The sequence below is a fragment of the Halobacteriovorax sp. BALOs_7 genome, assembly GCF_003612895.1.
Lineage (GTDB): Bacteria > Bdellovibrionota > Bacteriovoracia > Bacteriovoracales > Bacteriovoracaceae > Halobacteriovorax_A > Halobacteriovorax_A vibrionivorans.
On the sequence record NZ_CP027772.1, the window covers coordinates 1,165,513 to 1,177,424 of the forward strand.

The window sequence follows — 11,912 nt, forward strand, 5'->3', positions numbered from 1 at the left end:
TATATAATGAAAACATTTATAATTGGACTATGGCGAAATATTTTACTGATAAACTTAATTATTCATTAGCTAACGAAGACATTGAGCTAGAGGCCAATATTTGTAAAAAGTTGAAGCCCAAGAGCATTGGTTCTATTTGTGGAGCAGGACCTCGCGGTCTCTATTTATTACCTCAAACTGGCTGTCAGCTAGACTTATTCGATGTCTCAGAGATTCAGATTGAATGGGCGAGGGCCTATGAGAAGGCCATTTGTGAGCTAGATGAAGTAAGCTTTCTTCGTGCTTATCACGATGATTCATCGATTTTAAAGAGTATTGGAATAAATATTGAGCTTCACGATATTCTTGATAGTAATGAAATTGCTGCCCTGGCCGGAAGTTGGGAGAAAACTTTTCTTAAGTTTTCTAAACTTGCCAGAAAGATTCTTGGCCACAAGCTAATTCGCCAGTTAAAGAATTGTCAAAGTATAGAAGAGCAGAAATATATCATCACTTCAACTTCGTTTAGCGTACGCTGGACGGTGGTTTTGGCCATTGTTGGTAATAAGGCCATGATGAATTCTCTACTTTATAGTGGGGATTTTATTAAAAAGAACTTGAAAGAAAGTTATGTGAAATTCTATCGTTCACGTTTTGCCCGACTTTTTTCTACAACTTTGATAAAGGATAATTTCTTCCTAAGTCTATGTCTGTTTGGAGAAGTAACGTTGACGAATACACCTCTTAGGTGTCGAAGCTTCAATGGCCTTCAAACAAGTGTAAAAGAATCTGAAATACATTATCAAATAGGTGATATCGTCTCTACTTTATCAAATGGCGAAAAACAATATGATTATTTTTCATATTCTGATGTTCCAAGTTATTTTGATGATGAGCTTGGAAATAACTTTATTCAAAAGGCCAAGCCTTCAATTAAAGTTGGTGGAGTAATTTGTGTTCGCTACTATCTAAGAGTCTTTGAGCCTGATCTTGCAGGCTTTGAGGATATTACAGATCAATTTTCTTCAGAGATTAAAAATGAGAAGGTTGGTGTTTATAATATTAAACTTTATCGAAGAATCGCATAATAAAAAAAGGACCTAGTTAGGTCCTTTTTATTTTACTATCTTTACAATTCCTCTTTCACAATCCATTTCAATTTCATCACCATTTTCAATAATTTTAGTGATGCCTGGTATACCTACAATTGTTGGTATCTTTAACTCTCTTGCAATGACTGCTGAGTGAGATAAAGTTGAGCCTTTCTCAACTAATAGGCCCTTGATCGAAGGAAAGAGCGGGGCCCATCCTGGATCGGTTCTAACTGTACAAAGGATTTTATCATTTACATCAATTCCTTCATCAGGCTTAAAAAGTAGGGCGACTTCACCATTGATCTGTCCAGGATAGCAACCAATACCTTTTAGGGCACCATCTGGATCGATTTCTGTGTGTCCTTCATAGATAAAGTCATTACCAGCATGTACGAAACCAAAAGTTTTAAAGTGATGGCCCGGCTCATCATTTTCATATGACTCGTACTCGGCCTTTCTAAGTTCAATTAAGTCTTTTAATCGTGTTTGCACAATCCTTGCATCTTTTAATTCTTCAATTTCACTTAAAGTTAAAAAGAAAATATCTTCTGGTGAATTAATAAGCTCAAAAGAGGCCATTTGATTTCCCATTTCTCGATAAATTTGACGGGAAATACCAAATGATTTTGTACGAAGTAGTCTTGTATTTTCGCGGTAGCGAATCGCCTTACGTAGCTTTGCAAGGTCCTTATAGAAGCGCTTTCTTGCAAAGAATGATAATTTCTTTTTTACAACAGGAGCAACTTTCTTTTCTTCACTTTCTCTTAATTCGACTTCGCCAGCAATGAAGGTTTCATATCCTAAGCTCTTTTTAACGACATAATTCTTTAAAATATTTATCAAGAAGCTTGGATCTTCACGTAGAGAAAGACTTTCAAGTTTTAATTCTCCAATTGTACGATCACCAAAGGCCTCAATATAATCTAAGCACATTTGATGAACTTTCTTATCATTTAAATAGATAAAGTCTAAGACATTCTTATTATCAATTTTAAGAAATTCATCAATAAGAGTATTGTCCCACTTTTTTATCTCATCACTTATTTTTAGTAATTCCTTAGTTGGCTGTGTTGAAGCAATATCAGACTCACCAGAGAGGAGATTTCCTAGAACAAGATCTGGATTTTCATAGCCTAATTTATCCATCCAACGATACATCTTTCCATTCATCATCATAACGTAGAAGTCATTGATTAGGGGGGCATGCCATTTTTCAGTGATTTTCTGATCCAGCTCTTCAGTTAGGTCGTAGAGCTGTGTAAGATTAAGACGATTAAGCTTTGAAAAGTCGATTTTATTATATACTTCGTAGAAGCCATCCATAAAATCAGCAACGACCTTATCTATTTTAGAAAAATACCACAGTAGGCTACCAAAAGATTTAATCATATTTGGTATCATGGCCATGCGCTGGGAAAATGAAAGGTCCTTATCTTCGATAAAGTCGACTGGATCTGTAATTCCCATCATCTTTTCCATATCACCTTTTGATTGTTTAAAAGATGGAAGTAGCAAAAGACCTTTGTACCATGATTGAATATTATAAAAGACGCGCCCATTGATAAGCGCAATCATATTCTTATGTCGTTTTTCGTGTTTCTTTAGTTCTTTCTCGCTTAGCCCCGTTAGACCTAGAAGTTGATGATAAACCTTGAAGTACATTTTAGATGCATATGAGAAAGTAAGGGGAGTTGTAACACCATTAAAAGATTCTTGAATATTTGAGTTATCAAAGACATTCATAAATTCATGTCTTTTATCCATAGGTAAAGAGGTAATATCTCTTGTTTGTACTATGTAGATTTCACCATCTTGAATACAAAACTCTATATCTTGAGGCTTCTTTTTAATTTTAAGGATAGAAAAGGCAAGTTCTCTAATTGCTCTTATTTCATCATGAGATAAGACCGGTGATTTAACTTCATCTTTTTCTACATCGATTTTCTTTGTGGTCTTATTTTCGAAGTCAGCGATGATCTTGAAATCTTTTTCTCTAATTTCACTTTTAATCACGTCGCGATCATCAATAGTGAATTCATCAGTATTACATTCACCACTTACAACACCTTCACCTTGACCGAAGTTTGCTGAAATTAGCATTTCATCTCTGTGCCCATTTATAGGGTTTGCAGTAAAGAGAACACCCGACTTTTGAGGATCAATCATTTCTTGAATGATAACGGCCATCTTGGGTGTTGTATGATGAATATTATTCTTAAATCGATATGTAAGTGCAGTTAGTGAAAAGTTACTTTTAAAGCAGTTTCGAATGGCCTGAGCGATTCTATCTTTACCTTGGACGTAGAGGAATGACTCCAGTTGTCCTGCAAATGAGAAATGACTTCCATCTTCATCTGCTGCAGAACTTCTTATAGCGTAGTGGAGCTCTCCATTAACATGGGCCATGACATCTTCAATTATATCAATTTCACATTTATCAATTTCACTATGAATGGCCGCGATCAATTGCTTTAGTGAGTCGAGATTTTCTAATCTTGTATAATCATCAATAAGACTCTTTAGCTTATCATTTTTGTCAATCAATGTTTGAAAATAATGAGTAGAGAGACAAAACCAATCAGGGGTCTGTACTTTACACTTCTCAAGTTTAGCTAAATTAAAAGCCTTTCCACCAATGTCATTCGTTGTTGCAAGCAATGCTTGCGATTTCGTTAATAGATACATTTCCTACCCAACATTACTTTTTAATAGATTTCATTTAATATTATCATATGAAAAAAATTGAGGATATAAGGAAAACTCTGGGGTACTCGGGGATACCAATAAATGGCTGCCATTATTTAGACGAGCATTTTCGCTCTCAGTTAAATAAGCGCTGTCTTGTTTATCAAGGCCAAGATCTTAATTATGAAGACTTCATGAAAGAAGTTGGAGCATGGATCAAGACACTAGAGTCTCAAGGCCTAAAGAAAGGGGATCGCATAATTGTTATTATGCCTCTTCGACTGGAACTCTATCAACTCATGTGTGCTATTTTTTATTTGGGACTAGTTGTGGTGTCTGTTGATTCTACAATGCCTAAAGAGAAGTTAAAGCAGGTCCTCGTGGATGCTAATGCACAGGCAATCATTTCAGTAAAAGAGCTTCTCAAGTGGACACCTTTTCTACCAGCTCTTTGGAAGATGAAGCGTTTTACTTTTGATCAAATTTGTCTTTTTTCAACTCAATTAACTAAGATAAAAGAAGATCCAACATTGGAGTTTAAACAAGTTCCTCTCCAATCAGATGCTGCGGTTCTTATTTCTTTTACAAGTGGCTCAACAGGAAGGCCAAAGGCCGCAAATCGAAGTCTTGATATCTTTTTATCCCAAAAAATAGTATCTGAATATTTTTGGCTTCACAAAGACGATGAAGTGGATATGCCATTTTTTCCAACTCTTGTTCTGCAGAATTTAGGACTTGGAATAACCACAATCTTTCCTGATATGGACTTTAGAAAAATTAGAGAGTTTGAACCTGAAAGAGTTGTAAAACAAATGAATCAATATGGTGTTACGCGCTTTAGTGCCACTCCTATGATCATTAAAAAACTTGCCAAATACATAAGTGAAAATGAGATAAGAATTCCAAGCCTTAGAAGTATTATCATTGGTGGGGCAGAGATAACGACAAAGGATGCAAGTATTGTCTTAAATGCCTTTAAGTCAGCTTCTTCACAAGTTGAAATCCATATCATTTATGGCTCAACTGAAGTGGAGCCTATAAGTTTCACTCCTATTGATGAGTATATTAACAATGATGGAGTGGGGCTTAGACTCGGACAAGTCATCGATGTTTTAGATGTAGAAATTAAAGAAGTTGATAATGCCTTTGATTTTAATCAAGATGTGCAGTGGGGTGAGATATGTTTAAGTGGGCCCCATGTAATTAAAGAATATATTGATAATCATCCAGCAAATAAAACCACAAAGCATAGAGATGAGAACGGGACTCTTTGGCATTTAACTGGGGATGTGGGTTATCTTAAAGATAATAAAATTTATCTCTTAGGAAGATTAAAAGATTGCCTGAAGATAGATGGAAAATTAATTCCTACATTTCACCTTGAAAATGAATTGGCCAAAGTTGATGGAATCTCTCGTGTTGCATTTGTTCAAGTTGATGCAAAGGTCTTATGTCTTGTCGAGGGACAGGAGAGCTTAAAAGACGCTGTAGGTGAATTTATTGCCAAGTGGAACTTAGGAAATGTTGAGATTCGTTTTGGAGAAGTTCCTGTTGATACGAGACACTTTTCAAGAGTTAATCGAAATGAGATTCGAAGCTTCTTATAAGGAAATGGATAAAAAGCTTCGAATCACTATTTTAGTCCCTGCTCACAGGACTAATATTTATTACAGATATAATTAATTTTCTTTGTTAGCTTACTCGGTAGAGTACTTCTAAAGATCGACCAGAAACTTCTTTTGTGTCCACGACAACGAAGCCATGCTGGTATGTACATTGGTCCATCATCATCTACATTTGTTTCTCTCATAAAGTCTTTTAGGTGGAGATCAAGAAGTTCCTGAGAGTCTCTTTTTTCAATGACATCTCTTTGATACAGATTGTCTGCAATTTCAAATGGTGTCACAAAACTTCTTTGGTCTGGATAAAGAGCATTGCTCTCGTCAAAGTGGTATGCAGCTCTAATATACGTATAGAATTTAACTTCTGGATACTCTTGAGCAATATCGTGATAGAAAGTATTGTCATGCTCTCCGTTATCACCAACTAGAATTACATTTTTCGGATCTTCTCTTTCAATTAATTCTCTTAGCCTTTGTGCTTTAAATACTTTAGTTGATACCTTAATTGGCCTAATCTCAAGACTTCCTTGTGGAAAGTCACCAAGATATAAAAGAGTTGAGTGAGACCACTTCATTAATTCTTCTGGAGCATTTGTAAGATAGTAAACTTCTGCTCCTGTTCGATCCTTAATTATATGATAAAGATCTGCCATTCCTAGAAAGATATTATTGACCTTGAATGCATTCTTTACGGTATCGATCTTATCTCTGATATGACCAATTTTAATTGTATCGTCGATATCAGAAATTAGGATTGTCTCAGCTGCAAGCCCTGCAGTTGAGAAAGTGGAAATAAGAAGTGTAAGTATCGAATTTTGAATAAGTTTCTTCATGATTTGATGTTAGGAAATTAAATCCTCAAAATCATGACGCACAGCTAATTTTTGAACATTATACAGAGATTTCGTTAAAGTTTTCCATCCAAGTGGCAAATTGCTTACAATTTCGCACCTCTAGGGTCTTTAAAATATAGAGTTTTTTATGTCCGTTAAAGCTTAGAATCTCGCCGCGGGCCTTAAGCTCCTTTAATCTTTCTAATTCTTTAAAGTGCTCAATATTTCGGTAATCACAGGTACTAATTGTTTCTGTGGTAAGTTTCTTCTTTTCTAATAATTCACTTTCTAGCTCTTTTAATAGCTTTAATTGGTCTCGATTTAACTCATTCTTCATGAGGTTAAGCTGCTCTAAATACTGCTCTCCATTTGAGAGACTTCTCTTTGCTAATGTTCCCATTCCGCGTGAAGTAAGCCTTGAGAACTCCTCAAGATTTGCTTGCGTATTGTAGAGATAACGACTTGCCAGTGCCGCTTGTGAAGCGTTTGAACTAAAGTGGTAGACTCCAATTAATATGAGTAAGAAGTAACGTATTTTCATACTAAATAAGATGCAACGACGATGCCAATTTCACAGGGGTGATGAGACGGGGTTTCAGGGCCTTAGGCCGTTTATTTTATGGACAGTGTCTAAAAATATCGTTATTTAGGGTACTTAGTTTTTATTTCGTGTTATAAGGCATCTTATGTATTATTTCGATCACGCGGCCTCCACAAAGCTTTATCCAGAAGTTGTGGAAGTGCTATCTAAGAGTTTTGAATTAGATTACCCAAATCCTGCGGCCAAGCACGCAGCTGGAAAGGCCTGCGCTAAAAAAATCGAAAATGCCCGCCAAGAAATCTTAAAAGGTTTAGGACTTTCTGGAGAGGGACAATTTGAAATCATTTTTACTTCTTCTGCTACGGAGTCAAATAACCAGGTTATTAGAAGTATTGAGGATGGGATTGTCTACCTTGCTGGAGATCATCCATCTGTTACTAAGGTTATTGATGGTGGTGAAGGCCTAAGATCAATAGATGAAATTGTTGATGCCGTTAATGACACGACAAAGCTCGTTTGCATAAGCCTTGTCAATTCTCAGTCTGGACAATTATTTGATGTAGAGTCAATTACCCAAAAAATAAAAGAGAAGAATAAGAGTTGTCTTGTTCATGTTGATGCCACTCAAGGCTTTGGTAAAGTTCCATTCACTCTTAAGAATTCACAAATTGATTTTGTATCCTTCGGGGCCCATAAAATGGGAGGTCCTCGCGGTATCGCTGGGCTAATTTATCGCTCAAGTCTAAGTGAAAAACTAAAGCGCTACTTACGAGGTGGTGGACACGAAAAGGGGCTACGAGCTTCAACTCCAGCGACTTCACTTATCTTAGCGCTTGCTAAAGCATGCGAGCTTTCCTTTGCTGACTTAGATAAGAATATGGCCCGAGTTAGTGAGCTAAAAGAAGAAATAAAAACGAAGCTAGCTTCTTTTCACAATAATATCAGTTATCCATTTGAAGAGCGTAAGACTTCTCCTTATATTTTGTGTGTTCAATTTGCAGGTATTGCAAGTGATGTTCTAATGCGCCATTTAGAAATGAAGCAAATTATGATCTCTTCTTCAACTGCATGTTCGGCAAAGATAAAGGGAAAGAATCCTTTATTTGTAGGCCTTGGTATTGATGAGAAATATCATAAGAATATCCTTCGTATCTCATTAGGTAAGTCCACGACGAAAGAAGAGGTGGATGCAATGTTAGATGGATTTAAGCAAGTGATAGATGAAATTGGTTTTTTAATTAAGTAGGACTAAATATGTATAAGAGTTTAATTTTAACTGTTGATGAATTATGGCTAAAGGGAAAGAATCGCAAGAATTACTATCGTAAGCTGCAATCAAATCTTTCACCAATCTTTAGTAAGTTTCATCACACGAGTTGGAAATTAAAGAATAATCAACAAAGACTTGTTGTAGAAAGTGAGGAGCCATTTAGCGATGAGCTAATTGATCGTCTTCGTTGGGTTCCAGGGTTAAGTTCTGTTACTCCAATGAGAAGCTGTCCACTTGATCTTGATTATGTTTGTGAGCTGGCCGTTAAAGAAATTGGTGCCCTTGAAAATGTAAAAACATTTAAAGTTCATACTAAAAGAGCATTAAAGCAATTTCCTAAAAATAGTGATGAAATTAATCGCTACATGGCCACGGCCTTATTAAAAAATACTGATCTTAAAGTTGATGTTCGCAATCCAGATATCATGGTTGATATAAAAATCATGAATGAAGAAATCTATCTGTCATGGGAGAAGATTCCTTGTGTTGGTGGACTTCCTGTTGGAACAAGTGGTCACGGCGTGACTCTTCTTTCTGGTGGGATTGATTCTCCTGTTGCTTCATATATGATGGCACGACGTGGAATGAGACAAACTTTCGCATTTTTCTGGGCCTATCCTTATGTGGGTGAAGAAGTAAAAGATAAGATTATTGAACTTGGTAAGAGTCTATCTCGTTTTCAAAATGATGGAATCAAGCTCTATGTCCTTCCTTTTGGTGATATTCAAAACTATCTTGCAAAACATTGTAAAGAAGATTACCGCACATTATTTTTTAGAAAGTTAATGATGGATGCATCGGCCTATCTAGCAAGGAGAGTAAAGGCAAATGCTCTCGTTATGGGAGATGCGCTTGCTCAAGTTTCGAGTCAAACAATTCATAATATGAGTGTACTTGATCGTTCTTGTCCGATGTTAACGCTTAGGCCTTTAGTAGGTATGAATAAAATTGATATTATCTCTTATGCAAAAGAAATTGGAACTTTCGAGACATCGATTATTCCACATGATGATGCGTGTTCTATGTTTGCGCCAAAGCACCCAGTTATTAAAGCAGATATAAAATACTTTATGGAATTTATGGAAGAACACGATATGCATCAACTGATTAGAGATTGTGTCAATAATGCTGAAGTGTATCGCTATGACATTGAAGGGAACTTTACACAAAAATGACATTCGCTAATGGGCGAGTAATTTATTCCCGATATATTGTCCTTTCATAAACTAATAAGAAGCTTTAAAATAGAGGTTAGGAACTACCTAATTTTATTAGAATCGGAGCTTCAATGCACAAGAAATTAAGAACTACTTTTGGCCTAGTATTAGGTCTTGCCTTGTTGTCAACGCCACTTGCGCTTCATGCAGAAAATGGCCTTTTTAGTATCAATAAAGATCAAGTCTTAGGAAATCGTTTAATCGAAGTCCTTGAGCAACTTCATTATAAAAAGTTGAAAGTTAATAACGACTTATCAAAAAATGCTTTTCAAGAATTCATTAAGAAAATGGATTTCTCTAAGCAATTCCTATACAAGTCTGATGTCAAAAAACTTGAAAAATACGAACTTCTTATGGACGATGAAATGCGTTCTGGAAATTATAAGTTAGTTCTGGATGCCATGAAGATTAAGGTTGATCGAATCAACCAAGCAGACGAGTTACGTAAGAAGCTTTTTAAGGAAAATAAGTTTAACTTCAGAGGAAATGAAGTTATTGAACTTGACCCTGAAAAAAGACATTTTGCAAAGGATAAGAGTGAGTTTGAAAAGAACTGGCGCTTAACTTTCAAGCAATCGGTAATGGCACGTTATATTTCTATCAAAGAAGATCAAGAAGATCTTAAAAATGGAAAAAATAAGAAAGATAAAGATAAAAAAGAAAAGAAATCAAAAAAGAAGCTAGAGTCTGAAAAAATCTTAACGGAAAAAGAAATTCTAGCTAAGGCACATGAAGCAATTGATAAAAAATACCGTCTCTATTTTGAAAGACTATTAAAAGAGAGACGTGAAGATTATATGGAAATCTTTTATAACTCAATTGGTGCTGTGTTTGATCCACATACGGCCTACCTAGCTCCAAAGAAGAAAGAAGATTTTGATATTGATATGTCAGGTCAACTTGAAGGGATTGGTGCCGTTTTATCTGAAGATGAAGGATATATCAAAGTTGTTGAGATCGTTCCTGGTGGAGCAGCTTGGCGTCAAAAAGAACTTGAAGTTGATGATCTTATTCTTGCTGTAAGTGAAGGTGATTCAAAAGAAGAGCCTGTTGATCTCGTAGGGATGAGAGTAGACGATGCTGTTCGCTATATTAGAGGTAAGAAAGGAACTGTTGTTCGCTTACACGTTAAAAAAGCAGACGGAACAAGAAAGACAATTGGTATTACTCGTGATGTTGTAAAGATCGGAGCTTCATTTGCTAAGTCTTCTGTTCTTGAACTTGATGGTGTTAAAGGTAAGTATGGTTATATCAATGTTCCAAAATTCTATCGTGAATTCAATGGAACAATTAATTGTACAGACGATGTTAGGGCCGAAATTAAGAGACTTAAGAAACAGAAGGTTAATGGAATTATTCTTGATCTTAGAAATAATGGTGGTGGAGCTTTAACTGATGCACAATTAATGTCTGGGCTATTTATTAAGAAGGGTCCAATTGTTCAAACGAAGAACTATATGCACCAAGTAGAAACACTTGCTGATACAGATCCTGAGGTTGAATATGATGGGCCATTAATTGTTATGGTTAACCGTTACTCTGCTTCGGCATCTGAAATTCTAGCAGCAGCAATGCAAGATTATAAAAGAGCTGTCGTAGTTGGTGGTGAAGTTACTCACGGTAAAGGTACAGTACAAGTTGTTTACAACCTTGATCAAGGACTTGATAAAATGCTTGGTGAGAAGTTTGGTGCTCTAAAGCTTACAATCCAAAAGTTCTATCGTATAACAGGAGGTTCAACTCAATATAAGGGTGTAACTCCTGATATCGTAATACCAGATCCAATGGCCTACGCTGAAAATCGTGAGCAAGATCTAACTTATTCACTTAAGTGGGATCAAATTAAGCCTAAGAAGTTTCAGAAGTGGACGAAGCATCAGTATGATCTTAAGAAACTAATTTCTAATTCTAAAAAGCGTGTTGCTAAGAATGATCGCTTACAAAAAGTACAAGAAAGTGTTGATTATTTAAGAAAAAGACGTAAAGATACAAAGCTTAAGCTAAACATCGATTCGTGGATGAAAGAAGAAGAAGCGAATAAGAAGAAGCTTGAAGAATTAAAATTAGATGAAGAAAATACGAAGCTTACTATCACTCACTTTGAAGAGTCATTAAAGTCTCATGAAACTGTTAAGAAAGGTGAAGAGAAGCAGTGGAAGGACGACTTTAAGCAACGTAAGGAAGAGTGGGTATCATCTCTTCGTAAGGATGCTGGACTTGAAGAGGCGATCCATATCATGCGTGATATGATCGATCAGCTAAAGAAGTAAGAATCGATTAAGGAAGAAAAATGAACTTAAAGGACTTAATAGATAATCAAGATATGAATAAGGTAATGGATGTGCTCGAGAATATGGAAGATGAGCAACTTTCAGTTGAGCTTCTAAAAAAGTTTAATGATCGTACCAAGGAGTTAGGGGAGTTGATCATGAATCAGGATCCAAAACTTGATCACGGACATTGGAAGGCCCAGTGTGATGACGCTAAAAAGGCCGTAGAAGAAGTCGTAAAAGAAATATTTTCATATCAGAAATAACTATTTCAGGTTAAATGAAGTAAAACTTTCAATAAAAAAATATATTTATAATTAACTAAGGCCAAGTTCTCGTAACTTGGCCTTTTAGTTTTTATTAGCACTAATTTTGCGCACTTAAAAAAAAACGAAAAGTAA

9 protein-coding genes are annotated in these 11,912 nt (G+C 35.8%); 6 read left to right on the forward strand and 3 right to left on the reverse strand.

Features of this window, described 5'->3' with window-relative positions:
* The first annotated feature begins 29 nt into the window (after positions 1-29).
* Positions 30-1,067 (forward strand): DUF3419 family protein, encoded by a 1,038-nt coding sequence (locus BALOs_RS05790; protein WP_120404572.1) that lies wholly within the window; start codon positions 30-32, stop codon positions 1,065-1,067.
* Between the two features lie 27 nt (positions 1,068-1,094).
* On the opposite strand, the gene BALOs_RS05795 is transcribed toward BALOs_RS05790, so the two are convergent.
* Positions 1,095-3,758, reverse strand: coding sequence for a PEP/pyruvate-binding domain-containing protein (locus BALOs_RS05795; RefSeq protein ID WP_120404573.1), 2,664 nt, complete (start codon positions 3,756-3,758; stop codon positions 1,095-1,097).
* 47 nt (positions 3,759-3,805) lie between these two features.
* On the opposite strand from BALOs_RS05795, the gene BALOs_RS05800 reads away from it, so the two are divergent.
* Entirely contained in the window at positions 3,806-5,365 is a 1,560-nt protein-coding gene (locus BALOs_RS05800) for an AMP-binding protein (RefSeq protein ID WP_120404574.1), read from the forward strand.
* Between the two features lie 50 nt (positions 5,366-5,415).
* Here the strand turns inward: BALOs_RS05800 and BALOs_RS05805 are convergent, their stop codons facing one another.
* Together BALOs_RS05805 and BALOs_RS05810 are read right to left on the reverse strand one after the other, a co-directional pair.
* On the reverse strand, positions 5,416-6,213 hold the full coding sequence (locus BALOs_RS05805) for a phosphatase domain-containing protein (RefSeq protein WP_114706372.1): 798 nt from the start codon (positions 6,211-6,213) through the stop codon (positions 5,416-5,418).
* A gap of 58 nt (positions 6,214-6,271) precedes the next feature.
* Positions 6,272-6,754 carry a hypothetical protein gene (locus tag BALOs_RS05810; RefSeq protein ID WP_114706371.1) on the reverse strand — a complete coding sequence of 161 codons (483 nt, stop codon included), beginning with the start codon at positions 6,752-6,754 and terminating at the stop codon, positions 6,272-6,274.
* A 145-nt stretch (positions 6,755-6,899) separates the two neighbouring features.
* Between BALOs_RS05810 and BALOs_RS05815 the strand changes: the two genes are divergently transcribed.
* From BALOs_RS05815 to BALOs_RS05830, 4 genes are all read left to right on the forward strand, one after another.
* A complete protein-coding gene (locus BALOs_RS05815) occupies positions 6,900-8,000 on the forward strand; it encodes a cysteine desulfurase family protein (RefSeq protein WP_120404575.1) in 1,101 nt (366 codons plus the stop codon).
* 8 nt (positions 8,001-8,008) lie between these two features.
* Positions 8,009-9,199, forward strand: a complete 1,191-nt coding sequence (gene thiI, locus BALOs_RS05820; RefSeq protein WP_114706369.1) for a tRNA uracil 4-sulfurtransferase ThiI — start codon at positions 8,009-8,011, stop codon at positions 9,197-9,199.
* Positions 9,200-9,312: 113 nt separating this feature from the next.
* Positions 9,313-11,511 carry a carboxy terminal-processing peptidase gene (locus BALOs_RS05825; protein ID WP_120404576.1) on the forward strand — a complete coding sequence of 733 codons (2,199 nt, stop codon included), beginning with the start codon at positions 9,313-9,315 and terminating at the stop codon, positions 11,509-11,511.
* A gap of 20 nt (positions 11,512-11,531) precedes the next feature.
* Complete coding sequence (locus BALOs_RS05830) at positions 11,532-11,777, forward strand: hypothetical protein (protein ID WP_120404577.1); 246 nt, start codon at positions 11,532-11,534, stop codon at positions 11,775-11,777.
* The last annotated feature ends 135 nt before the right edge of the window (positions 11,778-11,912 follow it).

Coding starts and splice junctions, on each gene's coding strand:
- BALOs_RS05790 (WP_120404572.1), top strand. CDS start 30: ATGGCGAAATATTTTACTGATAAACTTAATTATTCATTAGCTAACGAA.
- BALOs_RS05815 (WP_120404575.1), top strand. CDS start 6,900: ATGTATTATTTCGATCACGCGGCCTCCACAAAGCTTTATCCAGAAGTT.
- BALOs_RS05795 (WP_120404573.1), bottom strand. CDS start 3,758: ATGTATCTATTAACGAAATCGCAAGCATTGCTTGCAACAACGAATGAC.
- BALOs_RS05825 (WP_120404576.1), top strand. CDS start 9,313: ATGCACAAGAAATTAAGAACTACTTTTGGCCTAGTATTAGGTCTTGCC.
- BALOs_RS05805 (WP_114706372.1), bottom strand. CDS start 6,213: ATGAAGAAACTTATTCAAAATTCGATACTTACACTTCTTATTTCCACT.
- BALOs_RS05810 (WP_114706371.1), bottom strand. CDS start 6,754: ATGAAAATACGTTACTTCTTACTCATATTAATTGGAGTCTACCACTTT.
- BALOs_RS05830 (WP_120404577.1), top strand. CDS start 11,532: ATGAACTTAAAGGACTTAATAGATAATCAAGATATGAATAAGGTAATG.
- thiI (WP_114706369.1), top strand. CDS start 8,009: ATGTATAAGAGTTTAATTTTAACTGTTGATGAATTATGGCTAAAGGGA.
- BALOs_RS05800 (WP_120404574.1), top strand. CDS start 3,806: ATGAAAAAAATTGAGGATATAAGGAAAACTCTGGGGTACTCGGGGATA.